The sequence below is a fragment of the Scytonema sp. PRP1 genome (assembly GCF_036697665.2).
In the GTDB taxonomy this organism is placed as follows: Bacteria; Cyanobacteriota; Cyanobacteriia; order Cyanobacteriales; family Nostocaceae; genus Kalymmatonema; species Kalymmatonema gypsitolerans.
This window is the reverse complement of the sequence record NZ_JBAHYJ020000046.1, coordinates 71,547-98,044: the sequence shown is the minus strand read 5'-3', so window position 1 is coordinate 98,044 and position 26,498 is coordinate 71,547. Positions and strand designations below refer to the sequence as shown.

The following is a 26,498-nucleotide window of genomic DNA, read 5'->3' as shown; positions in this document are numbered from 1 at the left end:
TCAACATGAGCCCTTACTTACGTGTTCTAATTGTCGAAGATTCTGAAGATGATACTCTCTTGGTCTTAAGGGAGCTACGTCGGGGTGGCTATACCGTGGACTATGTTCGGGTGGATACCCCGGCAGCAATGCAGGCAGCTCTTAATCAACAGTCATGGGACATTGTGATTGCAGATTACAATATGCCTGCTTTCAGTGCCCCAGAAGCTCTTAAACTCCTCCAAAGCCGGAAGCTAGATTTACCATTTATCATCGTCTCCGGCACTATTGGCGAGGAGATTGCCGTCGCTGCAATGAAAGCCGGAGCGCATGACTACCTGATAAAAGGTAATCTCGCCCGCTTGGTGCCTGCAGTGGAGCGGGAGTTGCGGGAGGCACAGGAACGGCACAAAAGGCATAGTGCGGAACGGGCTTTACAGGAAAGCGAAGAGCGGTTTCGCCAATTGGCAGAGAACATTATCGAGATGGTTTTCTGGATGTCAGACCCTGGAGAACGTCAGCGACTCTACGTCAGCCCAGCATACGAAAACATTTGGGGACGCTCCCGCGAGAGCTTGTACGCTAACTTTATGGAATGGCTAGAGGCGATTCATCCCCAGGATCGGCAACACATTGAGACCGTCTTCTTTGAGCAGTCATTGGCGGGCACTTATGACGAAGAGTATCGCATTATCCGTCCCGATGGCTCATTGCGATGGATACGAGACCGGGGTTTCCCTATCAGGGACAAATCTGGTGAACCCTATCGCGTTGTTGGAATTGCGGAGGACATTAGCGATCGCAAGCTGGCAGAACAACAAATCCGCGAACAAGCTGCGTTGTTGGATGTCGCTACTGACGCAATTTTTGTTCAAGATTTGGAACAGCACCTCTTATTCTGGAATAAAGGTGCTGAGCGCCTGTACGGATGGGAAGCAGCAGAAGTCCTTGGTAGGAGCGCTGAGTCGCTTATGTACAAATCTGAGGAAACTTTGCCCCCATTTGAAGCAATACAGACAATACTGGCAGCCGAGGGTAAGTGGCAGGGTGAGTTGCAGCAAGTCACAAAAGACGGCAAGAAGATTATTGTGGAAAGTCGCTGGACGCTTGTGCGCGATGTAGCTGGCAACTCGAAATCGATTCTCATTGTTAATACTGATATTACTGCGAAAAAACAACTGGAAGCACAGTTTCTGCGAACTCAACGGTTGGAAAGCTTAGGTACTCTCGCTAGCGGCATCGCCCACGACTTCAACAATATCCTCACTCCCATTTTGGCAATTGCTCAACTGCTGCCCCTGAAATTCCCTAAGCTTGATGAGAACACTCAGGAACTGCTAAGGATGCTGGAAGGCAGTGCTAAGCGTGGTGGTGATTTGGTCACGCAAATTCTGTCGTTTAGTCGTCGAGGAGTGGAAGGAAGCCGCACCATCGTCCAGACTAGGCATTTGCTTTCAGATGTGGCACAGGTCGCTCAAAGAACCTTTCCAAAATCTATCGAAACGCAAACTAATATAGCACCCAATCTTTGGACAGTTTTTGCAGATGCAACTCAACTTCATCAAGTGCTAATGAACCTAACAGTCAATGCTCGTGATGCTATGCCCGATGGCGGTATCCTGGAGATTAGCGCCGAAAACCTTTGGGTTGACGAAAGTTATGCTCGTATGCATGTGGATGCTGAGGTAGGCTCATACATTGTGATTACTATTACTGATACAGGATGTGGCATTCCGCCAGAAATTATGGATCGCATTTTTGATCCGTTTTTTACCACCAAAGAGGTGGGTAAGGGAACTGGTCTAGGACTTTCCACTGTAATGGGGATTATTAAAAGTCACTGCGGTTTTGTGAATGTTTATAGCGAGATGGGAAAGGGAAGTCGCTTTCAAGTGTATTTGCCGAGTAGCCAAGTCACTGAAACTCCAGCAGCAACCGATGTAGAACTACCAAATGGTCATGGGGAATTGATTTTGGTGGTGGATGACGAAGTTACTATCTGCCAAATCACTAAAAGTACCTTGGAAAGCCATAATTATAAGGTTTTAACTGCCAGCGATGGAATTGAGGCACTTGCACTCTACGCTCAGTACAAGGATGAGATTAGTGTGGTGTTGATAGACCTGATGATGCCAGGCATAGATGGTTCTACCACAATTCTCACGTTGCAACGCATGAATCCCCACGTGCAAATCATTGCAATGAGCGGGCTGATGAGCAATTGGACGACTGCTCAAAAGAGAAGTTTTGGCATCCAATACTTCTTGTCAAAACCCTTCACCGCTCAAGCATTACTGAGTACCCTGCGCGAGGTTAGGGATTCGTAGAAATTGTAACCTGGGTTAATGCGATCGCGTGTTAATTATCAAGTGTTTCAATCCCTAATAGGGATTCGTGGAAATTGTAACGACCCCCGCAGCGGTGAAATTTTTGAGCTGCGGTTTCAATCCCTAATAGGGATTCGTGGAAATTGTAACAGGATTTAATTGAAGTCGTGCGCGCAAAATTAGAGTTTCAATCCCTAATAGGGATTCGTGGAAATTGTAACGGAGTCCAAAGGTAGTACTGGAAATCCCCAATAGTCCGTTTCAATCCCTAATAGGGATTCGTGGAAATTGTAACTGCCTTCCTTGCCTGCCAAGCCATTTATCAGTGATGTTTCAATCCCTAATAGGGATTCGTGGAAATTGTAACTTATTGTTCAAGTCGTCCACTTCCTCTTTGGTCATTAGTTTCAATCCCTAATAGGGATTCGTGGAAATTGTAACCTTCTGCACTAATAGCTTGTAGCCGCTCAAGCCTGTTTCAATCCCTAATAGGGATTCGTGGAAATTGTAACTTTCTTGTGTTTCAAGTTCCGCTACTGCATAATCTGTTTCAATCCCTAATAGGGATTCGTGGAAATTGTAACTGCTGAGGTGAAAGCGAAAGCTTGTATTTATCGCGTTTCAATCCCTAATAGGGATTCGTGGAAATTGTAACCCAAGGCTTCCATTGCGCTTTCGGGGTGTGTATTGTTTCAATCCCTAATAGGGATTCGTGGAAATTGTAACTCCTGACTACACAGGAGTAGCACTTCATCTTGAAAGTCTAAGTTTCAATCCCTAATAGGGATTCGTGGAAATTGTAACTATCCGCTTAGGTATTCTCAAGGCGAGGTCGCGTTTCAATCCCTAATAGGGATTCGTGGAAATTGTAACCTTACTTTTGGGGCGCTTATCGCAACTCTGATGATGTTTCAATCCCTAATAGGGATTCGTGGAAATTGTAACGGAGTGAGGGAAGGTATCGAATTTTTCAGCGCTCAGTTTCAATCCCTAATAGGGATTCGTGGAAATTGTAACAGTATTGGAAACTGGCAAGTGTGCTTGGGGTAGGTGTTTCAATCCCTAATAGGGATTCGTGGAAATTGTAACCTTTTACTGCTGCATATATTATTGATAGGCTGATTGTTTCAATCCCTAATAGGGATTCGTGGAAATTGTAACGCAAGGGACGCCCGGACCAGTAGGTGCACCGGGTTTCAATCCCTAATAGGGATTCGTGGAAATTGTAACCAGCTGCCACATCTGCGAGATTGCAGATTCCCTTGCGTTTCAATCCCTAATAGGGATTCGTGGAAATTGTAACCTCTTAGATGCGATCGCCTACGGTAAAGAAAATATCGTTTCAATCCCTAATAGGGATTCGTGGAAATTGTAACGCCAGGCATTGTCGAGCTATATCAATATGAGGATAAATTGCGTTTCAATCCCTAATAGGGATTCGTGGAAATTGTAACCAAGGCGGCGTCGGAGCGGGGCATAAATCTATAGATGTTTCAATCCCTAATAGGGATTCGTGGAAATTGTAACGCCTCTCCTCTGAGGAATTGTATAAGGTTTGCGGCGTTTCAATCCCTAATAGGGATTCGTGGAAATTGTAACTTTTACTGAATATGTAGTAACTAACATAGCTAAAAAAGTTTCAATCCCTAATAGGGATTCGTGGAAATTGTAACTCCACCTTCTACATCCTGTTCTTCTGCATTTAAAGGTTTCAATCCCTAATAGGGATTCGTGGAAATTGTAACACTCTTCCCCGGTCAACGCGGGCGTAACAAATTCATGTTTCAATCCCTAATAGGGATTCGTGGAAATTGTAACTAAACAACTTAGACTAAGTTTAGAAAATCCTACGTTTCAATCCCTAATAGGGATTCGTGGAAATTGTAACCTATTAAATCTGCATCAGCATCTGATACAGGCTCAATGTTTCAATCCCTAATAGGGATTCGTGGAAATTGTAACCTTTATATCCGAAAACATTTTCTTGATTGAAATCAGTTTCAATCCCTAATAGGGATTCGTGGAAATTGTAACGTCCTTTACCTTGAGTGTTAGCAATAGACAGATCTTGTTTCAATCCCTAATAGGGATTCGTGGAAATTGTAACATAGTGTATATAGAGCAGTTTAGCGATCGCTCTAAGTTTCAATCCCTAATAGGGATTCGTGGAAATTGTAACTCACAAAAAGAGCCTCTGGTTATTATCTTCAAATGTTTCAATCCCTAATAGGGATTCGTGGAAATTGTAACAATATGTTAGGGTGCTTAAGAAGCTTAAGGGAAAGTGTTTCAATCCCTAATAGGGATTCGTGGAAATTGTAACTTTTGAGCAATAATTACAGCAGCTAATTCAGCAGGTTTCAATCCCTAATAGGGATTCGTGGAAATTGTAACCCGGACGATGAACAATTACATAGTATGGAAGATAAGTTTCAATCCCTAATAGGGATTCGTGGAAATTGTAACAAACCCCTAGATTATTCCAGGGGTTTTTTCTTGAAAGTTTCAATCCCTAATAGGGATTCGTGGAAATTGTAACTAATGTCTGAATTGCTTGAAACCAAAGTTGTAGTAGTTTCAATCCCTAATAGGGATTCGTGGAAATTGTAACATTGTAACATCCTGAAAAGTTTCCTGTGGTTGCTGATTATGTGTTTCAATCCCTAATAGGGATTCGTGGAAATTGTAACTGCCATAAGCTTTAGATGGCAAGCTTTGGGTTACTAGTTTCAATCCCTAATAGGGATTCGTGGAAATTGTAACTGAACTTTATTTGCCTTTCAATCCCTAATAGGTAACAAAAGTTTCAATCCCTAATAGGGATTCGTGGAAATTGTAACTTACTTCTTCTGTATTGGCGAGAACAGTTGCAGTAAGGTTTCAATCCCTAATAGGGATTCGTGGAAATTGTAACGCTAATCGAACTATTAAAGGTACTTTTGCATCCGGTTTCAATCCCTAATAGGGATTCGTGGAAATTGTAACTAAAATCGGACTAACGTTTGATTCAGTACTAAATGTTTCAATCCCTAATAGGGATTCGTGGAAATTGTAACTCGCCATTGTTGCAGAAATCCCCTTTTCCTGCATGTTTCAATCCCTAATAGGGATTCGTGGAAATTGTAACTAAAACTTTGCCGTAGACTTCAATTAGACGTTTGGTAGTTTCAATCCCTAATAGGGATTCGTGGAAATTGTAACCGAACTACGCGGTATCGATGCGTGGTTCGCTCCTAAGTTTCAATCCCTAATAGGGATTCGTGGAAATTGTAACGGTAAACCATGATTTCAGCCATTCTGCCATTGCATGTTTCAATCCCTAATAGGGATTCGTGGAAATTGTAACTGTTGCTCTGCCTGTTTGAGCCGTTCAAGTTCTTTGTTTCAATCCCTAATAGGGATTCGTGGAAATTGTAACCGCACTTCCATTGGTGAGCCTACGCCCAAATTTTGTTTCAATCCCTAATAGGGATTCGTGGAAATTGTAACTGCCAATTGTTTCGTATAACGATTCTGTTATGGTTGTTTCAATCCCTAATAGGGATTCGTGGAAATTGTAACCTTCTACGCCGTCCCGTAGTCCTTTGTACTCCAAAGTTTCAATCCCTAATAGGGATTCGTGGAAATTGTAACTAGGATTTTTGAGGTTGAGATCGGCGACGACATCAAGTTTCAATCCCTAATAGGGATTCGTGGAAATTGTAACTCTAGCTCATTATCATCACTTCCCCTCCTTACTCTCAGTTTCAATCCCTAATAGGGATTCGTGGAAATTGTAACTTGCTCTTATGCACAAACAAAGAGTAGCATAGTTATGCACAACAGGTTTCAATCCCTAATAGGGATTCGTGGAAATTGTAACTCCCCCAATCTGGTAAGCAAGCCATTGAGCGATTAGTTTCAATCCCTAATAGGGATTCGTGGAAATTGTAACCTTCCCACCCTGCACAGCAGTGCGATCGCACAACGTTTCAATCCCTAATAGGGATTCGTGGAAATTGTAACCCGGCATTACTTGCTAGGAATAATCCATTAGATATGGGTTTCAATCCCTAATAGGGATTCGTGGAAATTGTAACTTAAACAACCAGGATGCGGCACCAGTACTACAAAGTTTCAATCCCTAATAGGGATTCGTGGAAATTGTAACTTTCCGTTGATACTTCCACATTTTTAATATCGCTAGATTTAGTTTCAATCCCTAATAGGGATTCGTGGAAATTGTAACCTTAAACACTGACACACATGGAAGCCGCGACGCCGGGTTTCAATCCCTAATAGGGATTCGTGGAAATTGTAACCCAAAGTTTCCAACGCCACAGATTCCCAGAATGAGTTTCAATCCCTAATAGGGATTCGTGGAAATTGTAACCTCAGACAATATATCCAAATCGTTAATCATTGAAGTTTCAATCCCTAATAGGGATTCGTGGAAATTGTAACCGCAGGCACCAGAAATGCTTACTATATTTACTTTTCTAGGTTCAGTTGCGCGGATGGGTAAAAGAATACCGTTTTCAGGCGCAAGTCTCAAACTTTCTCCTACATCATACAAGCAAAAACCTTGAATTGGCAAGCTTTTGAGAGGTTGCGCGGATGAGAAATTGGTTATTATCTGCCCAAAGTCTTGTGTCATGGGATGTTCAGCAATTTTTTAACTTTAGTCCAAAAAAACACCCACCCCTCCGCGCAGATGAATCAAGATGATGGTACGACAGGTAATAAAATTTGCGATGAACTCTCACCCCCGCAACTTACCATCAATGTGATCATTTCAGCATCTATACCGAAGGCTGAATTATTTCCAGGATTCATTGCATAAGCGGGGAAACACGCTGCACTCAAACTCAAACGCAAGGCATGACCTATGGAAATTTTCGCACAAGTTGCCTGCAATTGAATTGTTCTTTTCACGGGATGAGTTCCGTCTGAGCAACGAAGATAACCTTGGGTTAAATTGTAGACTCGTCCATCAGGGTAAACATCTGACAGCACTGCACATAAATCATAACTGGGTTTGTCGGATACACAATAGACTTCAACTACAACATCACCCGCCAGAAACAGGTCTGTCTCAAGAGGTTCAGTCGTATAAGTTAAGACATCTGAACGGGAATCGATATGCGTTCTGTCAAAACAACCGGCAGGAATTCCAGCATGACCACCTAATGATGGAACGGGTCGCCAAGGGTCATGAACTAATACGTCATCGGTGGAAGTTTCCGGACAAGTTGTAGTGAGAATGCCTTCGCCTTCGCTGATACTGGCAAGTCCAGTGGTTGACAAAAAATACGATAGCGTATCTCCTTCGGAGACGCTTCGCGAACGCGGAGCGTCTGCTTTGGACTCAGCGCTGCTGCTTTCAGCAGATCGCCCGTTTAATTTAAATAAAGTGGGAAAACGTTGCCATAAATTACTTCCCATCTCGAATAGCCAGATAGGCAACTCATTCAGTAATCCTGTATCCACACCTTTAAGGAACTGGTCAAACCAGCATAATTGCATCCTATCTACAGGACTCGCCGCGTTGACACCAAAGTCAACGGCACCGACTTTGCGGTTCCAAGGCAAATGCGCCCAAGGTCCGACTAATAGTTGTTGTCGGTATGCGCTTCTTGCCGACATATCCTTATATAAATTTAGAGTGCCGCGCAGGTACGTATCAAACCATCCCCCAATGTGAAACATCGGCAAATCAACATCTTTGAGGTGTGTTTTGGGGGAAAGTTTTTTCCAATATTGATCGGGTTGAGAATGTGCCAGCCATTCGTGATAAAACGAGTCTGGGGCAAAATTCTTCAAGAGTTCTGGATCAGTGGGAATTGGATCATGTAAAGGCAGATGGCGCGAAGCCGCAAGAAGCGCTTGATAAGCGTTTTTATCTTTTTTTATGCGGGCGGTTTCTGTAGCTAATTGAATTGCCCAAGCAAGATTACTTTGTAAGCAGAAAGCGCCTCCTTCATAAGCCCAATCTGTATACAAATCATAGCCAATCATAGCGGGGCAAATTGTTTTTAGGGCGCTTGGTTTGGCAGCAGCAGCATATAGTTGAGTCATTCCCTGGTAGGAAAAGCCATACATCCCCACATTGCCATTACTTCCTGGTAGATTTGCTGCCCACTTTACTGTATATTCTCCATCTTCAATTTCGTGGGCAAAGAGTTTGAATTCTCCTTGTGATGTACCGCGTCCCCGGACATCTTGAATAACCACGATGTAGCCGTGGGCAGCGTACCAAGTAGGATGGGCGTAGACAACAGTAGAGGCGATCGCCCTGCCATAAGGTTGTCGCATTAATAATACAGGAAATTTCCCTTCAGCAGCGGGGCGGTAGATGTCTGCATCCAATCGCACACCATCACGTGTCAGCATGGATGCCGTTTGTTTGGGATGAACTTTGAGCATGGTTATGAGCGAGGAATTAATTAAACCACAGATGGACACAGATGGACACAGATGATATTGATAGATTTACGCAGAAAATTCTTGGATGTGTGTATATGGATTTTTAGCATGGATATGATGGAGGAATTAATTAAACCACAGATGGACACAGATAAGATTGATAGATTTACGCAGAAATTTCTTGGATGTGTGTATAAAGTGAGTAATGTTTTGGGTGCTGGATTTTTGGAAAAGGTGTATGAATTTTGGTAATCCTAAAGTTGAAGTTAAGCGGATTATACAATAAATAAAAACACAGATAAACCCAGATACACACAGACAAGAAAAACATCTGTGTCCATCTGTGTCCATCTGTGGTTTTTTAATCTTTTCAATACAGCATTAACCTATCCACTCTGAGCAACACCATCATATCTTCCTGCTCCAACTCCACTGATACAAAAAATAAAAACACAGATAGATAAGAAAAACATCTGTGTCCATCTGTGTCCATCTGTAGTTTTTTAATCTTTTCAATACAGCATTAACCGAGCCACCCTCCGCAACACCATCATATCTTCCTGAACCAAATCCACTGATACAAAAAATAAAAACACAGATAGATAAGAAAAACATCTGTGTCTATCTGTGTCCATCTGTGGTTTTTTAATCTTTTCAATACGGCATTAACCTATCCACTCTCCCCAACACCGCCATATCTTCCTCATCCAACTCCACTGGTATACCACTACGAATTAATTCCGAAAAATCTTCATTAGGAACCATAAAAGTCAGCGTATATAACCGACTAGAACCAGTATTTTTAATCAAATGAGTGCCAGTAGGAGGGACTAACAAACTATCTCCGGCTTTAATTGGCACACTTTTGCCGTCACAAATTGCGGTTCCTTCTCCTTTAAGGACAAAAAACATTTCTACCGCCCATTGATGACGGTTTGGCGGTGTTTTGCCATCAACATCAAAAATTTCTACGCAACAAGTCAAGGAAGTATTTGCACTTGCAGTATCGAAGATAATTGCCAAGCGATTTGTGTCATGGGGACTAATACGATATACTTGGTAATCTTTAGGAGACTTGACAACGGGAATTACACAACTAGTGGTACGCATTATTTATCTCCTTATATGTCTTACTTATAAAAGTTCTAAGTTGCGAGTCCTGAGTTTTGAGGTGTCAATTGTTTGTTGCATGGTTAAATAGTAACTAACAAACAGGACTACTCAGCACTTTGTTGAAGTGCTACTGAAATCGCTTGGGAGTCGGTGACAAAGCCAAAGCACTGCTTGACGTTGTAGAGTGTCGCCAGCCAACAATAATCAGGAGAAGTTGTGGCGGTACAATCTTTGACTAACAAGCAGTCATATCCCAAGAAGTTAGCATCTTGCAAGGTCCACATCACACATTGGTCAGCATTGACACCTGTAAAAAATAGTGTCGTTCTTCCCAAGTTCCGCAGGATACTATCTAGGGGCGTATCCCAGAAACCACTCATGCGGTACTTATCGACACGAATATCTTGGGGTAATTGTTCGAGTTCATCTACCACCGCCGCAGCCCAACTACCCGCCATAAGTACTTTAGCACCGTTACTGGGCAGTGGATCGCCCAAGCCGACGCCTTCACCTGTGGGGTTGTAGACGTGAAGCACACTAGCACTAATATTGAGTAAGTCGGGACGATTTCCCCAATTAATCCAGATTACGGGGACGCCCTTCTCGCGAAGTACAGGTAATAAGTTTTGTAAAGGTTCAATGGGTTTTCTTGCTGGGGTGACATCCACACCAATATGCGCCAACCAGCCATCGGGATGGCAGAAGTCGTTTTGCATATCAATAACGAGGATGGCAGCTTTTGCCAAGTCAAGGCGCAGGGTTTTGGTTTCTGTTGATAAGATAACGGGTTGTGGGGTTTGAGGAGGACGAGTGATATCTGCAAACGTATGGTTTACCGCCCATGCGTTTGGCGCAATTCCTAAATTCCGAAGAGGTAGATTCATAAGATTCCAATACCCAACACCATTCTTTATTTTGTAGCTTGAAAATCTCCTGAACGTTTGATTACTTAATCAAGGTTAAAATCGTGAACTTTACTATCCGAAATGTTTTGATTGCGACTGTTGATGATTATGCAACCGTGGATGTGCAGGTTGTAGACGGGGCGATCGCCGCCATTGCACCCAGTCTTGAGGTTGTCGGTACAGCAATTAACGGTGAAAATAAACTCCTCCTACCAGGATTTTTCAACGCCCACACTCACTCCTCGGAAATGTGGCAACGGGGAGCGATCCCACCTTTTCCATTAGAATTATGGCTAGCTGAACTTTACGACTTTGTCCCCCTTGATACAGAAAAAGTTTACCTGAGTGCTTTGGGAACGGCAGTAGAAACCCTACTGACTGGTGGTACGAGTGTCGTAGATCATCTCGTCCTTATTCCAGGCAAAGAGTTAGAAACAATTGCTACCGCCGTTCGCGCTTATAGAGAAGTTGGCATTCGCGCCTTTGTCTCCCCCCTGATTCAAGATGAATCCCTCAGCGCTGGAATACCATCTGGAGAAACCGAGCAAAATCACGAGCCTTATTTTCGCTCAACACAGGCTACACTGGATTTGATAGAAGAAGCAGTCAGACAGTTTCATCGCCCCGATGAAGGTGTAAGTATTTTAGTTGCACCCACAGGAATACAATTGTGTTCTGATGCCTTGTTTGAAGGGTGTAGTGAGTTAAGCAACAAGTACAATCTTTGCCGTCACTCCCACTTACTGGAAACCAAAGCGCAAGAAAAATTAGCGCAAGAAAAATACGGGTGTAGTGCGGTTGAACATTTGAAGCGTATTGGTTATTTGAGCGATCGCACGTCCCTTGCTCATTGCGTCCATTTGACTGACACCGATATTGCCATCCTAGCTGAAACCAAATCCACAGTTGTCCACAACCCCTTAAGTAACTTGCGTTTGGGTAGTGGCATCGCTCCCATTTTGAAGTATCGCCAAGCCGGAGTCAACGTGAGTTTTGGTTGTGATGGCGCATCAAGCAATGATTCGCAAGACTTACTAGAAGCCATCAAAATTGGTTCCCTACTGCATAACGTCACAGATTTAGATTATCAGCACTGGATTACGCCTCGTCAATCGGTGGAGATGGCATCTTTGGGTGGTGCAAAGGGGTTAAACATGGCAGATAAACTCGGTTCTCTCACCGTTGGTAAAAAAGCTGATTTGGTGATGTATGACCTCACCAGCTTATCACTCTTACCCCGTACAGACCCGATTGGTTTATTAATTCTTGGTCGTCCCACCAATGTTGTACACAGTGTGTGGGTCAATGGTAAGCAAATAGTCGCTGATGGTAAAGTAACTACTATTAACGTCGATGATTTGCGGCAACAACTATTCAATCACAGTCAATGGCATACAAAGCGCAAGTCTGAGACTGTTGCTGAAATTGAAGCTCATTATCGTGCAGTCATGGGTTTGTGAAACGCGGGAAAGTGCGTTAATTGGTACGAGATTTTTCTTCTAGCTTTCCATAACCCAGTCTCCAGTTAGCTGGCTGCTTTAACTCATCTGCTTTTCCTTGAGCAATGAGCCAAACAGCAGCCCGACTAAGGAATAATGCTTTCATCAGGTAATGTCCTGGCTTGGCAGCAACGCCATAGGCAACGGTAGTGCCACCAAAATCAAGTTCTCCGCAGAAACTGCCAACGCCTTTTATTGTGACTGTAAATAACTTATCATTGAGATACCCACCAGGAATCATGAAAATCGCATAAACGTGATGCTCGCCCCGCCAAGGCTCAATCACGATTTTGTCGGGATGTGTATAGTGTCTTTCACCTGTTGCTCGAATAACATTTGATTGCTGGCAAGTCAATCTGTTTGGTAGCTTTGCGATCGTTGTCCAGCTAAGAATAATGAGTAAGGTCAGTGTAAATAAAACGTAGGTAATTTTACTTTTATACACTTGTGATTTGTAGCACTACATATCCTAGGGTAACGCATTTTGGATTGTGAGGCGCGATGCTCCGGAGCATCTCGCTATTCTAAAGCGAACTGTCACACTGTATGCGGAAGATGAATGAACGAGTCCTGTATTGCTAGGATTTCGTGCTGTAGTTAAGCAATTTTTCGCTCTTTGAGGTGTGGGTTACATGATTTAAACCACATATAGCAGTCCTATTTGATAGGTAAAAATTATCAACCGCCAAGACGCCAAGACGCCAAGAAAAGAGAGAAGAGAGAATTTTACGTAGCCGAAGGCAGCCCGTAAGCGCAAAGCACACACTTCGTGTTCGCGCAGCGTGCCGCAGGCATACGCGCAGCGTGTCCGTAAGGACTCAGGGCTTATGATTTAGGATTGCTATAGAAGTTGGCTTAACGAAATCAAGTTCACATTAACCTTTACTGTCTTCCTCTACACTCTTGCGAAGTTCGATAAATTGCTTACCAGAATCTGTTACTTTCAAATATTCTGAAAGATTATTACCTTCATACGGAATGTCACGAATTCTACCTACTTCTATATACCCTAAATCCTTAAGGTGATAAAGTTCTCTTTCTAGAACATCACTTATTTGATAAGGACTAAAGCTTCCTGCTGCAACTTTCTTGAGAGTATCATACATCGATTTTGACATAGATAACAAAACTAGCTTGTCACTTCTTGCCTTAGTTGTAGAAACTTTCTTCCCGATGGAATTTATCTTACTTTCTAGCTTTCCTCTGTCAAAAGTCAATGCAATAACCTCATCAAGCTGAGGAATGAGAAACAACAGAAATGCAATAGCAATGATTGCTACAAATAGTAGTGGAGTCGGTTGTCTAGAAATTAACAAAATGAGCAGCACTGCTTCGATAAAAGCAATACATATAAATACTGCCCACCATTTAGCTGAGTAATCTTGAGTCACGATTCTTCTCCTGATAACTGTAAAAGTTAATGATTTTGCTCGAATGAAATTAATTATAATTGTTCTTTACTAAAGGTTCTACAATCATCAAATAAAAGCCTACTTCTAAAGCAGATTAGGTAAATGTGTACAAAATTTGTACCGAGTTACTCAAATTATTTTTCTTGTCATAAATTAAAAAGCTATTGATTAAACCTTACACTAGGTATACTATTAACCTGATGAGTCAAATAAAAGTTTGAGTTGCTAAACATCGTGTTAGCTTTCTGATCTAAGTCAAACTGTAACTGAGTAAAAATACTAATTTTTTTTCGTGAGTCGTTTGTAATATTTATGAGCCAAGAGAGTGTAAAATGCGCGATCCACAAATTAAGATTGATCCGGGAACTCTCGTCTTGATTGTGTCTGTCCTTCTGCTGTTACCGCTTCTGCTTGCTGGTTTCTTCTTTCAATAAAATCTAAAAATTGAGATAATTATTATGACTGCAACAACACCATTTGCGAACTTACCTGTTTTGGAAGAATTCCGGACAGGATTGCCAAATATTTGCGGTTGGGAAGCAGAAATTCGTTCGCTGGTTCAACAGGATAATCCTGTGTTTTTAAATAACACAAATCAATCTTTACAAAATATCACGGCTGGGTTTGCTTGCGCGCTGCATATGCATCAACCAACAATACCTGCGGGTGCAAATGGGGAACTCATCAGCAATCTCCAGTATATGTTTGAACATCCCAACCAAGGAGATAACCACAACGCAGAACCATTTGCCTGGTGCTACAGCCGTATGGGAGATTTTATCCCCCAACTTGTGAGTGAAGGTTGCAATCCTCGAATTATGCTCGATTATTCGGGTAATTTGTTGTGGGGATTACAACAAATGGGACGAGAAGATATCCTCAACAACCTCAAACGCATTACCTGTGATCCCCAATATCAACCGTATGTTGAATGGTTAGGAACCATGTGGAGTCATGCGGTTATTCCTTCCACACCAATTCCTGACATTAAACTGCATATTCAAGCGTGGCAACATTATTTTGCAGCAATTTTTGGCTATGATGCTCTCAAGCGAGTCAAAGGCTTTTCTCCGCCAGAAATGCACTTGCCTAATCACCCAGATACGCTGTTTGAATATATCAAAGCTTTGAAAGAATGCGGGTATCGTTGGCTGATGGTGCAAGAACATTCAGTAGAACGTTTGGATGGTTCTGGGCTACACCATGACGATAAATATATTCCCAATCGGTTGGTTGCTCGGAATTCTCTGGGTGAAACTATCAGCATCACAGCATTAATTAAAACCCAAGGTTCCGATACAAAATTAGTCGCTCAAATGCAGCCTTATTTTGAGGCAAAAGGAAGAGGGAAACAGCAAATTGGAAATGTGAGCATTCCTTCTTTAGTCACCCAAATCGCCGATGGGGAAAATGGCGGCGTCATGATGAATGAATATCCCCGCGATTTGATTAGGGTATATCATGAAATCCGCGATTCAGGAGGTAATCATTCCGGAGTGGTTGCACTCAATGGTACTGAATATTTGGAATTAATTGAGGCTGCTGGTGCTAATCCTGAGGATTATCCGACTTGTCAAGCTGTACAACAACACAAAATTTGGCAGCGAGTAGACACAGAAAAGGCAACACCAGAAGCAGTAGAAAAGGCGATCGCAGAATTAAAAGAAACAGACCATCAATTTCACATGGATGGTGCTTCTTGGACAAATTCTTTAAGTTGGGTTCAAGGCTACGAAAATGTCTTAGATCCGATGAAGAAACTGAGCGCTTTGTTTCATGAAAAATACGATACACTCGTGCAGCAAGATCCTTCAGTGACACAGAGTTCTGATTATCAGGAAGCATTGCTGTACAACTTATTATTGCAAACAAGTTGTTTTCGATATTGGGGACAGGGAATGTGGACTGATTTTGCTCGTGAACTTTACCGCCGAGGTGAAGCGTTGCTGGGAGTAAATCAGTTAAGCTAGCGGTTCATGTGATTAATTATGGTAGTGAGCGCTTTAGCGCTAAAGCGCTTACTACGAAGTATTTCAACCCATCATAATTAAGGCGATGAACCATTAGTTTGAGCGGTTTCTTTTACCTAGGTCTTCCCAGCGTAGTAATATACAACACCGCCTCGTCCCGAGGAATACCCAAAACTTCATTTACTTGATCATCAAAGAAGCCGCCGATACCACTGACGCCTAAACCAAGGCGAATCGCAGCTAAATTCAGCCTTTGTCCCAAATGACCGGCATCCATGTGCAGATAACGGTAAACGCGATCGCCATACTGAGCCACAGATGATTTTAAATCTGATGTATGAAAAACGACTGCTGCTGCATCCCTTCCTAACTCTTGCCCCAAACAGAGGAAGTGCAATTCTCTTCTGAAGTTTTTAAAACGAATTTGTCGCAATTCTTGCGCTTTAGGTGCGTAATAGTAACAGCCAGCCTCAAGACCTTCTACCCCAGACACAGCAATAAATGTTTCTATTAAATTCAGGTCAAAGTAATCAGTTACATTATCAAAACCTTGGTCAATGTAATTTTGAGGTTGGTAAGTAAAATCGAGTAAAGCTTTTAGTTCCTCAAAGGTTAAATCCTCACCACTGTAGGCGCGAGTAGAACGCCGCTTGAGAATCGTCACTTCTAGTCCTTCCAGTTTTTTTCCCCAATCAATCGGCTTGCTGGCGGTAGGAATTTTTTCACAGAAAGGAAAGTTATATTTATCTTCCAAAGATTTTTCTTTCACTGCAGGCAAATTAAGCTTACCCGTTGTCCCTGCTTGAATTTGTGTACGGTAATGAAAATACCTCAGGAGTTCACCATCGGGAATTTGAGGATAATTAGTTTCAGTGGCGGAAGGTAAGGCGGTTCGCCCTGCGGGTAAGTTTTGTTTGATATCCAGCAAGTCTGCTAGGGGAACAACTGCGATCGCTCCTTCGTGTTGGGGATCGATGTATAGGAGTTCGTTCACCGCTTCATCCACAAAGCCACCTATAAGATGAGGGCGATAGTTAGTCACAGTGCCAGCTAACTCGATATTACCCAACAGGTGTCCCGTATCCAAAAAAATGCGTCGGTATGCCCTATCTTCATATCGCCACGCTGAACGATAGAAAACCGAAGTAATAATAATTGCCAACTCGCTACTTTCTAAAGTAGGATGCCAAAAACAAGCTTCTTGCAGTTTCTGCCAAACATCACTTTCCCAGTAGTGCATGAGCGAGTGAGATCGACACTGGTAATTATACAGCCCTGGTGGCAACAATGAGGTGCCACGGGAAACGATATACATCTCCGCAGGGTACAAGCCACCCGCACTAGGTGCAGATCTTAAATATACCGCACTTCCCATTGAAGGCATTTTTGCCGTTAGTCCATAGCTACAAAACAGCAGCCGTGACAACCTCTGCCACCACTGAGCATCTGCGTTACCAACAAATGCTTCGGGTTTTTCTTGGATATAAGGTTTGAGGTCATAAGCAGAGCCTATTTTGTACTCTTTGAACGGCACCGGTTGCTTAGACCAGTCTAACCCCTTATTCTTAGAGGCGATCGTCTGTGGGTCGTACTTAGTGCGTTCGTGGTAGTGCTGAGCGATCGAGTGGCGTAGTTCTGGCATAAGAGTTTAAATATGCTTCTGCTACATATCTTGGCATTTTAGAGGCTCATCATTTAGTCTTAATTAGTACAAATGATGAGCAAACAGAGGAGTTAACAAGCGAATAATGCGATAAGGGGACAAACAGCAGAGGTTGTTTAATTTTTGATTAAAAATGGAAGATTCAAAATTTTTAACTTTCAATTTTTCATTTTTAATTTACAAATCCCCCTCAGGGAGTACAGTATAGAACAATTCAACATTCGCAGGCAGGAGAAATTCTCCTACACCGCTTCTAAAAACCTGTACAAATCTGCTCACAAGTAGACAACGCTGTACTAAGTTACAGTTACAAGCCCTTAGACTCCTAACTAAATCTATCAGAGTTACCCGATTCTGGTGTTGATGCTACAGGTTGTGCATTCCGTCGCCAACGAGTCAAACCATAGATGACAGCAGCCAAAATCAACAAATAGGGGCTATACACAATTAACCAAATACTCAACTTCATTAAACCAACAGAGAATTCTGCCAAAGAGCGAGTGGAATTATTCCAGGCTGACTGCATTTGTGAACCGAAAGCACGCTGTGGGGCGCTACCAGACACTGCTGCTTCTAGGTTCAATGTGATGGTGGAGTAAGTAACTTGATTTTGTAAGTTTTTCAACTGGGCATCAATTTGCTCTATTAACTGTCGCACGTTGCTCAGTTCTTTAGCAACACTCAGCACATCCCTCCTGTTTCTGGCATTGTTGCAGTTTGTGTAACAGTCATTTTCTTTTACCTCTTAGGTCAGACGTAAAAAAGCAAAGTTTTTCTTAGCGTCTTTGCGACTTTGCGCGAAGTTATCATCCAAGTAATGACGCTGAAACTTGAGTTAAAAACATGGAAACAAAACAGCTAGGGAAAACAGGTGTCTCGGTAAGTGCCATTGGTTTAGGGGGTATGCCAATGTCTTTAAGCACTCGCCCCCCAGAGTCGCAGTCAATTGAGGTCATCCATCGTGCCTTGGATTTAGGTATCACATTCATTGACACCGCCGACTCCTACTGCAAAGATGAATCAGACAAGCACCACAACGAGCGACTGATTCACAAAGCTTTGCAATCCTACAAGGGTGATGTCAGCCATGTTGTTGTCGCGACGAAAGGGGGCTTGATGCGTCCCAATGGGAATTGGACACGCAACGGTAATCCAGAACATTTACGCGAAACCATCCGTATCAGCTTTGAGGCTTTGGGCGGCAATAAACCGATTGATGTTTGGCAATACCATGCCCCCGATACAGATTACACCATAGAAGAATCCCTGGCACCAGCTAAAGAAGCAGTTGAGGCGGGTTTGATTCGGTTCGTGGGAGTTTCCAATTTTTCTGTAGAACAAATCAAACGGGCGCGGGATGTAGTTGATATTGTCTCAGTGCAAAATCAGTACAATCCTTGGTATCGTGAGCCAGAGTCTGATGGCGTGCTGGAGTATTGTGAAAATGAAAGTTTGACATTTCTACCTTGGAGTCCCTTTGGAGGGAGTCGTCGCCATCAAGGCTTGGAAGATTTTGAGGCGATCGCCAAACTCGCAAAGGAAAAAGGCGTATCTGTGTACGGTATTGTCCTAGCGTGGTTGCGTTCCAAGTCCCCTTGTATCTTGCCTATTCCTGGTGCAAGCAAGACTTCTAGCATTGAAGACACAGTGCATGCTGTCGATGTGAAATTATCTGATGAAGAAGTACAAAGAATAGATCGGGAAACCTAAAAACATTACCTTGCCTTCTGCACTCAGCGTATGTTGGGTTGAACTATAAAGCAATCTCATTTAAATGGTTTGGTTTCCGCGTTATTGACTCAACTTATTAAAGGCAGAATGGGATAATCACAAAAATATAAAAATCACTGATGAAATCTGTTTTAAACAACAGATTTTTTTATGCTTACTTTTTTATGAAATCTAATATAATCTGCTTGACAAGCTTTTCCTGCATAAATAATAAACAAAAAGACTATAGTATTCCTGAATGATTTGTAAAATTTTGTGTAAGTCTTTACTCTGCGTTCTCTGTGATTCGTGAAAAATGCCTATTTCACAAATCCAATAGGATGACTATATGTACTTGATATATCAAGATTTATGAAGATATTGCTGATAATAAATTTGACTCCAATCAAGAAAAACAGCTATATTACGTTTGAAAGCGGCGAGAGAAAACATGAATTTTAGTGAAAACTCTCACAAAGTTTTACTGAAGATATTAAAAGATTGGGGTTGGTTAATTGCTTTTTTAAGCATCAATGTCTTTAACGGTTGGTTAATAAAAGTATCTTCTGCTTCTGTTCCTATTGTCATTTATTTTGCTGTTTTTCCCTTAGCTTCTATTATTTATAGTCGTATTTCCAAAAAGACTTGGATATTGGTACTTATTTTAGTAATTTCACGTTCTATTTTAGCTTTTAGTTTCTGTATTTTACCTTTACCGGATATTTCACAAATAACGATGGTTATGTATTGCATCAATCTTTTATTTTTCGTTTTTTTATTGATTGATGTAGCAAGCAGGCGTGGGATTGTGGTTCCAGCTTTAACAGTCATTTTGATAATCTTGCTGTGGATGATAATCGGTTGGCAATCGATGCTCCGTTTAGTTTTGTATTGCAATTTAATAGTGACTTTCAACAAAACCGGGCGAAGGTTAAAGAAATATTTAAATAGTTTCAATGCAGCTATGCTAGTTATGACTGGAACCGCAGCGTTTGGATTGGCACTGGGGTGGATGCTGGGTAACTTATAGCAATAGAGTTTTAACAATTGGCAGGTGGGGTCAAGTTTTGCGGTAAAATCATACCCTTGCAATGAATCACGATGCTTGCTGACTGGAGAAGATATTATGGCCCGGATGTACTACGACGAAGATGCTAATTTAGACCTTTTGGCACAGAAAACCATCGCCATCATCGGTTATGGTTCCCAAGGTCACGCCCACGCCCTTAATCTCAAAGATAGTGGTCTGAATGTGATTGTCGGGCTATATCCGGGTAGTAAGTCAGCAGCGAAGGCTGAAGCTTCTGGACTGACTGTGAAAAATGTTGCAGATGCTGCCAAGGCTGCTGACTTTATTATGATTTTGTTGCCAGATGAGGTGCAAAAAACCGTTTACAAAAACGAGATTGAACCCAATCTGGAAGAAGGAAATGTTTTAGCATTTGCTCACGGCTTCAATATCCACTTTGGTCAAGTCGTGCCACCTGCTAACGTAGACGTGGTGATGGTTGCACCTAAAGGACCAGGACATTTGGTACGCCGGACTTATGAACAAGGACAAGGTGTACCCGCTCTGTTTGCAGTGTACCAGGATGCTAGCGGTCAGGCACGCGATCGCGCGATGGCATACGCTAGAGGTATCGGTGGAACCCGCGCCGGTATTCTCGAAACCACTTTCCGCGAAGAAACCGAAACCGATTTGTTTGGTGAACAAGCAGTATTGTGCGGTGGTTTGAGTGCCTTAATCAAAGCTGGTTTTGAAACTTTGGTGGAAGCAGGTTATCAGCCAGAGTTAGCGTATTTTGAATGTCTCCATGAAGTCAAATTGATTGTTGACTTGGTTGTGGAAGGTGGCTTAGCCAAAATGCGCGACAGCATTTCCAACACCGCTGAATATGGCGATTATACCCGTGGACCTCGGATTGTTAATGACCAAACTAAAGCAGAAATGCGTAAAATTCTGCAAGAAATTCAAGCTGGTCAATTTGCACGGGAATTTGTTCTAGAAAACCAAGCTGGTAAACCTGGATTTACCGCCATGCGTCGTCAAGAAGCTGAACACCCTATTGAGGAAGTGGGCAAAGATTTACGCGCTATGTTCAGTTGGTTGAAGAAGGATTAATCGGATTTTGGATTTACCAGTAGGTAGGGCATATACCCACCTACACTCGTTCCCAGGTTCTACCTGGGAATGCCGTTAAAACAGTTATCAGTTATCAGTTATCAGTCCTGACGGCGTATGGTGGGGGACGCGCGACCACTCGTATTTAACTGATAACTGTTTACTGTTCACTGTTCACTGTTAAAGTGGCTCTGCCAGTTGATATAGTAAAAGCGGAGCTTCCAATAAGTATCAATTTATGTAATCAAATATGGTGACACATATAGTCAAGTGGGTAAAAGCCGGATTTGCTCTCCTTCTATTTGCCTCCCCAGTTTGGTTGCATAATCCAGTTTACGCTCAACAGCAAGATACCAAACTTATACCTTTTTTTGATAATGAAAATAACCCAGTTCCTGTTGGTTTTCCACCAGGGGAAAAGCTAGACATCTCACCGCCAGCACCTAAACTCAACCCTTTTGATAAAGCTGTACTAAATACCTGTGGTTCTATAGGTACCAAAGTCAGTCGCAGTAAATTTGAACAGCTTTTATCTTATTACCCAGATGTGTTACAGAAACTTCAGAAAGTGACTGACGGTGAACTACGTCCCGGTCGTAACACAAAAGCAGAATTTTTGGAAGATTTAACTGATATTTGGTTTAAAAATCGGGGATTTGAACACATTTTTTGTGGAGAAATATATAACGCCAACGATATCGGCGGCTTACATTTTTATGGCAGATATTTAGAATTACAAAATAAGGGAATCGCAGGACGACTGCCAAATAATTCCCAACGAGAAGAAGTTATTCGAGGTCTGATTTATACGATGGGCGTAGTGATTAAACAGGGTAATCAAACTGTTACAGATGTTATCAAAGGCTATGGCTACCAAAGCACAGCCCAAGAAATGCTTTTAGACGCAACCAAAATCTTTAAACTTCAAGGTGATACAGACGGAGCTTGTATTTTTAATGTACAAGACCAAGAAACAGGCAAAACTTTCCCCGCAGTTTTTGTGAGGAAAGAAAAAGCGATAATTACCTTTTACCCAGATGCAACTCCTAAAGGTGAAAAATGTCAAGGTTCTTAAATGAAAAAACGCAAAGGTGTGTGGCAAGTGGGTTAACTATTCTGTTAGCCGAAAGTCGGCTCGTACCAGCACATACAAATTCTGCTGATTGCCACGCATAAGGCGGAAATTTTCATCCACATAGGTAATATCCGACCAGCCACTTCCAGAAAGTGTTGATTCGAGAGCCGAGTTTTGCTCTACTCCTAAAGCTTCTCGAAAAGCGGAGTCATTCAAATCGTCGGTGGCTCTGATAACGGAAGTTTCCAAGAAATCAATGACCAGACGCCTGGAGTCCGCTACTGTGTAGCGCCCTGTAACTACAGTAATACCTTTGACACCAGAGGGAACCGTAAATTCAATAAGGTTTTTGTACTGCTGACCAGCAGTATAAATCTCTTGGAAGATACCAGTAACGCTAACCGCCACATTCGGCAGCTTTCCAAAAGAAAGACTAGAAAGATTTGTTTCCCGTTCTAGTCCAAACGTGCTGTACAGAAGCCGCCAGCGCCCTTGCAGCAACTCCATACGGCTTGTAGGTTCACTGTTTTGATTAAGAGCTTCAATGTTTTGCGCTAATGTCTCGATTTGCTGCTTAATCGCTCTTGTGCAGTTAAAGCCAATGTCGGTAGCCGCTGAAATAGAAATCAACTCTTGTTTGAGGTTTCCTAGTGTGCTATGTTCCATAAATTCTCTCCCCATAATCTTCTTGTGTCTTAAGAATGTTTACAGCTTAAGGAGGATAAGGGCAAGAGCGATGATCGCCTATGGACTGCTACAACTAGAGACACTATATCTTCACAGGATTGTTCAGCGGTTGAACGATGAGAAAAATCTGGCTGTTTTTAGGAGCGCTCATGAGTTTAGGGATGCTGATGCTATTTATCTGGCGTTCCCCACAACACTCTGTACTAGGAAGTGCGGTTGTACCAAAAGAAACATCATTATCAGAAAAAACTATCCGTTATGAACAGCGCACCTTGGCGCAAAGCGAAGTCCACGTTCTGTTGATTCCATCTCAGAGTCGGTTTTTGGTCACACCTGCATTGTCGCCACACTTAAATACTGTAGAAGAGTTTGCTCAGAAACATTGGGCGATCGCGCAAAGCGCAGTGCCAAAGGCGATCGCCATCATAAACGGTGGCTTTTTTGACCCAAATAACCAAAAAACTACATCAGTTGTTGTCCTGCAAGGAAAGCTTGTAGCTGATCCCAGACAAAATGAGCGGCTCATAAACAATCCCAACCTAAAACCTTACCTTGCTAAAATACTTAACCGTAGCGAATTCCGGCGCTACTTGTGCGGGCAAGCTGTCCGCTATGACATTGTTTTGCGTAATGCGCCACCACCAACAGGTTGCCAGTTAATCGATGCATTGGGTGGCGGTCCCCAGCTACTGCCAGAATTAACCTTAAAGCAAGAAGGCTTTGTGGATTCTGCTAATTCCCGAGACGCCTTAGGTAGCACCCAACGCAACGCCAGGAGTGCTATGGGTATCACTCGTGATGGCAGCATTGTTTTGGTAATGGTCGCTCAAAAGCCAAAGGCTCCTAATAATTCTGGGATGTCATTGCCAGCACTTGCAGATTTTCTGAAAAGCTTGGGCGTCCAAAAAGCGATGAATCTCGATGGTGGAAGTTCTTCTTCCCTCTATTACAACGGCAAGAGTTTTTATGGAAAGGTTGATTTGGATGGAAATTTCATCAAGCGACCCGTGAAGTCAGTTTTACTGGTTCACGAAAGCTCTACGAGTGAAACTTAGTAATTAACCTTCGGCTATGAAATTCCGCGCCAAATTGTTGATAGATAAGTATTGATATTTACGCCTTTAAATTTTTTCAGCAAGCCAATTACTATAATCAGCATAATGTTCGTAGAGGTCATCTATATTATTGATGTCAAAGCTATTGAAAGCTTTACCATCAGCCCCAGGTAAGCGTTGAACAAACTCGATAAAAGAACCGTAAGGAGTACTAGGAGCAACAAACATCTGCTTGAGTAACGCACCAGACTCATCACTGTATGATAATACAGGTGTCATAAACTTCCACCCCAATTCTTCCATCTGGTGATGTAGTTCTTCCATATCAGCTTCTGGATCAATGTTGTAAGCAGTATGCTGAATACCTTCGCCATAGAGATTTATTAACTTATTAATTGGTGAATTAGGATCTTCACTTACAGATAACCCCGTCATAGTTGCCCACGGATACTCAGCACTGATGCCACTGACTAATGCGATGTGAGTAGCGGGAAAACGCACAGTCTCAAGCCTCATATGTTCGCTGAAACCAAGCAAACTCCATTTTGTGAGAAACCTGTGTTCATCTTCAAATGACGCAACATAAGTAATATGGTCGATGTGACGAATACTCTGAAGGATATCACTTGTAGTTTTTTCAGATAAATTAACTGACTTTAGTCTCATTAAGCCTACTTTCTGCTAATATTTGAAATTTCCGTAGGACAAAAGATTTCATATCTAATTGGAGCAAGGAAAACAACAAATACTTGATTAAATTTTCCTAAAAATTCCTACCAATTATAGATAGAAATTACGTTTTTTTTGGTGTTTGTCAACGTAAAAGACAACGACTGCACAACAGTGTTCGCCTCAAGACATCAGTCCAGGTAGAATACTATTGCAGCAGCGTAAAGAGTCTCTGGCTTCAAGCGTCCGCTTGATCTTTGCCAAGAGTGGAAGTCTTTGAAGTGTACTGACATACACTTCACGCTTTTAATATTTCAAAATTTTCATAAAAATGCAAGGGCAGTTAAGACAATTAAGAAGATTCAGTAAGACAGTTAGGACAGTTAAGACAGTTAAGCCAAAAAATCCGTCTTAAGGATGAAGCTTTGATATGTGTAAAGTATGAAATTTTTTACATGTTTCTCGAATCAAACTTCTTTACACCTCAAAACCCACTAACGATTTGCTGTCACGGCTTGCGGCTGAGAACTCCACTTCGCATAAGTAAAATCCCGCTAATGCTTACAAAATGGGCGTTAGCGGGTTTTGTAATGTGGTGTATACATCAAGTAAAATCTAAAAATTTTGTTAAATATCCCTTAACTGTCTTAACTGTCTTAACTGTCCTTGTATTCCTTTCCTTATTAAATAGGTGGAAATAATGGGTTGGGGTTTGAATCCCCATCCCATCATTTATAAATGCCATCTGCCTCCAGCAAGGCTCCCTTTTTCAAAAAAAATAGCTTAGTTAAATACATCTAGCAAATAACATTCAAGTAACATCGCTTACTGCCTTGAAATAGGACTGTATTTAACTTGATTTTTATTAACTAAACGCTTTGCTTTTCCTTCACTACGAGGTAAACTGTGTGGTGGCATCAACTTGACTTTAATAGCTATCCCTAAATGATGTTTAATGTTAAACGTTAATTGCTGCTCTAGCTGAACAAATAAAGCTTTTTCTTGCCAAACTGAATCAGAAACTTCAACCCAGATTTCAATGTCATCGATTAAATTAGTATTATCTTCAATGACAATCTGATAATGAGGTTTGATATCCGGCGATGTTAATAACACATCCTCAATTTCAGTAGGAAATAAAGTTTTATTTCCTATTCTAATTAGGTCATTAATACGACCCTTAACACGATCCATCCTTACGAGAGTACGACCACAAGTACAAGGTTCATAAAATAGGCGTGTAATATCACCAGTTCGGTAGCGAATTAGGGGAACAGCCTCTTTAGTAATAGTTGTTAATACAAGTTCTCCATATATTCCTTCTTCCATTCGTTCCCCTATTTCTGGATTAATAATTTCAGGAATAAAGTGATCTTCATAAATATGCAGACCAACTTGATGAGGACACTCGTGAGGACCCTGGACCAATCACTTCGCTTAATCCATAAGTATTATAAGCTACTATATTCCAACGTTTTTCAATATCATGTCGTAAAGCTTCACTCCATGACTCAGCGCCAAAAATCCCGGCGGCAACAGGCAATGAACGTAAATCAATACCTTCGTTTTCTGCCACTTCACTAATACTGTATATGTAGCTAGGGGTACTCAATATAATGCCACTGCTAAAATCTTGTAAAAGTGTTAAATTCCGTTGAGGTGAAGAGCCAGAAGCAGGAACTACTGTAGCTCCAATGCGTTCAATACCGTAATGAAAGCCAAGCCCACCAGTGGCAAGACTGTAACCGTAAGTGTTCTGAATGATAATTCCAGGTTTTGCACCACTAGCTGCTAATGCTCGTGCCGTTAGTTCTGACCATAAGTTTAAATCATTACGAGTATAACCAACAACTGTGGGTTTGCCAGTAGTCCCAGAAGAGGCATGAAGTCTAATAATTGAATCCATT

General features: G+C 42.0%; 18 protein-coding genes, 1 pseudogene and 1 CRISPR repeat array. Of the genes and pseudogenes, 8 read left to right on the top strand and 11 right to left on the bottom strand.

Annotated elements, in window-relative coordinates:
* The first annotated feature begins 5 nt into the window (after nt 1-5).
* A complete protein-coding gene (locus tag V5G28_RS36620; RefSeq protein WP_442994235.1) occupies nt 6-2,306 on the top strand; it encodes a PAS domain S-box protein in 2,301 nt (766 codons plus the stop codon).
* Between the two features lie 44 nt (nt 2,307-2,350).
* Nucleotides 2,351-6,749: direct repeats of the CRISPR family, unit length 37 nt; unit sequence GTTTCAATCCCTAATAGGGATTCGTGGAAATTGTAAC.
* A 255-nt stretch (nt 6,750-7,004) separates the two neighbouring features.
* Here V5G28_RS36620 and V5G28_RS09205 read toward each other — a convergent pair.
* From V5G28_RS09205 to V5G28_RS09195, 3 genes are all read right to left on the bottom strand, one after another.
* The gene (locus tag V5G28_RS09205) at nt 7,005-8,678 is read right to left on the bottom strand and encodes a CocE/NonD family hydrolase (protein WP_332993393.1); all 1,674 of its coding nucleotides are present in this window, start codon (nt 8,676-8,678) and stop codon (nt 7,005-7,007) included.
* 687 nt (nt 8,679-9,365) lie between these two features.
* The gene (locus tag V5G28_RS09200) at nt 9,366-9,821 is read right to left on the bottom strand and encodes a cupin domain-containing protein (RefSeq protein ID WP_332993129.1); all 456 of its coding nucleotides are present in this window, start codon (nt 9,819-9,821) and stop codon (nt 9,366-9,368) included.
* A 107-nt stretch (nt 9,822-9,928) separates the two neighbouring features.
* A complete protein-coding gene (locus V5G28_RS09195) occupies nt 9,929-10,708 on the bottom strand; it encodes a cysteine hydrolase family protein (protein ID WP_332993128.1) in 780 nt (259 codons plus the stop codon).
* 83 nt (nt 10,709-10,791) lie between these two features.
* Between V5G28_RS09195 and V5G28_RS09190 the strand changes: the two genes are divergently transcribed.
* Nucleotides 10,792-12,189, top strand: a complete 1,398-nt coding sequence (locus V5G28_RS09190; protein ID WP_332993126.1) for an amidohydrolase — start codon at nt 10,792-10,794, stop codon at nt 12,187-12,189.
* 16 nt (nt 12,190-12,205) lie between these two features.
* Here V5G28_RS09190 and V5G28_RS09185 read toward each other — a convergent pair whose 3' ends face one another.
* The gene (locus V5G28_RS09185; RefSeq protein WP_332993122.1) at nt 12,206-12,673 is read right to left on the bottom strand and encodes a hypothetical protein; all 468 of its coding nucleotides are present in this window, start codon (nt 12,671-12,673) and stop codon (nt 12,206-12,208) included.
* Nucleotides 12,674-13,103: 430 nt separating this feature from the next.
* Nucleotides 13,104-13,619 (bottom strand): hypothetical protein, encoded by a 516-nt coding sequence (locus V5G28_RS09180; RefSeq protein ID WP_332993120.1) that lies wholly within the window; start codon nt 13,617-13,619, stop codon nt 13,104-13,106.
* Nucleotides 13,620-14,098: 479 nt separating this feature from the next.
* Between V5G28_RS09180 and V5G28_RS09175 the strand changes: the two genes are divergently transcribed.
* Nucleotides 14,099-15,610: a glycosyl hydrolase family 57 gene (locus V5G28_RS09175; protein ID WP_332993117.1), complete on the top strand. Its 1,512-nt coding sequence runs from the start codon at nt 14,099-14,101 to the stop codon at nt 15,608-15,610.
* A gap of 112 nt (nt 15,611-15,722) precedes the next feature.
* Here the strand turns inward: V5G28_RS09175 and V5G28_RS09170 are convergent, their stop codons facing one another.
* Nucleotides 15,723-17,252 (bottom strand): SagB/ThcOx family dehydrogenase, encoded by a 1,530-nt coding sequence (locus tag V5G28_RS09170; RefSeq protein WP_332993114.1) that lies wholly within the window; start codon nt 17,250-17,252, stop codon nt 15,723-15,725.
* Between the two features lie 346 nt (nt 17,253-17,598).
* Nucleotides 17,599-17,970 (bottom strand): annotated as a pseudogene (locus V5G28_RS09165) (DUF4349 domain-containing protein); the annotation flags it as partial.
* Nucleotides 17,971-18,116: 146 nt separating this feature from the next.
* Between V5G28_RS09165 and V5G28_RS09160 the strand changes: the two are divergent.
* From V5G28_RS09160 to V5G28_RS09145, 4 genes are all read left to right on the top strand, one after another.
* The gene (locus V5G28_RS09160; protein ID WP_332993112.1) at nt 18,117-18,983 is read left to right on the top strand and encodes an aldo/keto reductase; all 867 of its coding nucleotides are present in this window, start codon (nt 18,117-18,119) and stop codon (nt 18,981-18,983) included.
* A gap of 451 nt (nt 18,984-19,434) precedes the next feature.
* On the top strand, nt 19,435-20,013 hold the full coding sequence (locus tag V5G28_RS09155; RefSeq protein WP_332993110.1) for a hypothetical protein: 579 nt from the start codon (nt 19,435-19,437) through the stop codon (nt 20,011-20,013).
* Nucleotides 20,014-20,109: 96 nt separating this feature from the next.
* On the top strand, nt 20,110-21,105 hold the full coding sequence (ilvC, locus tag V5G28_RS09150; protein ID WP_096564640.1) for a ketol-acid reductoisomerase: 996 nt from the start codon (nt 20,110-20,112) through the stop codon (nt 21,103-21,105).
* Between the two features lie 250 nt (nt 21,106-21,355).
* The gene (locus tag V5G28_RS09145; RefSeq protein WP_332993105.1) at nt 21,356-22,180 is read left to right on the top strand and encodes an EndoU domain-containing protein; all 825 of its coding nucleotides are present in this window, start codon (nt 21,356-21,358) and stop codon (nt 22,178-22,180) included.
* Between the two features lie 36 nt (nt 22,181-22,216).
* On the opposite strand, the gene V5G28_RS09140 is transcribed toward V5G28_RS09145, so the two are convergent.
* Entirely contained in the window at nt 22,217-22,846 is a 630-nt protein-coding gene (locus V5G28_RS09140) for a PAP/fibrillin family protein (protein WP_332993103.1), read from the bottom strand.
* Between the two features lie 137 nt (nt 22,847-22,983).
* On the opposite strand from V5G28_RS09140, the gene V5G28_RS09135 reads away from it, so the two are divergent.
* Complete coding sequence (locus V5G28_RS09135) at nt 22,984-23,922, top strand: phosphodiester glycosidase family protein (protein WP_332993100.1); 939 nt, start codon at nt 22,984-22,986, stop codon at nt 23,920-23,922.
* A gap of 66 nt (nt 23,923-23,988) precedes the next feature.
* Here V5G28_RS09135 and V5G28_RS09130 read toward each other — a convergent pair whose 3' ends face one another.
* The 3 genes from V5G28_RS09130 to V5G28_RS09120 form a co-directional block, all read right to left on the bottom strand.
* Nucleotides 23,989-24,588: a hypothetical protein gene (locus V5G28_RS09130; RefSeq protein ID WP_332993097.1), complete on the bottom strand. Its 600-nt coding sequence runs from the start codon at nt 24,586-24,588 to the stop codon at nt 23,989-23,991.
* An 828-nt stretch (nt 24,589-25,416) separates the two neighbouring features.
* Nucleotides 25,417-25,920 (bottom strand): phenylacetate--CoA ligase family protein, encoded by a 504-nt coding sequence (locus V5G28_RS09125; protein WP_332993095.1) that lies wholly within the window; start codon nt 25,918-25,920, stop codon nt 25,417-25,419.
* 46 nt (nt 25,921-25,966) lie between these two features.
* Nucleotides 25,967-26,497, bottom strand: coding sequence for an AMP-binding protein (locus V5G28_RS09120; RefSeq protein WP_332993093.1), 531 nt, complete (start codon nt 26,495-26,497; stop codon nt 25,967-25,969).
* Nucleotide 26,498: the final 1 nt, after the last annotated feature.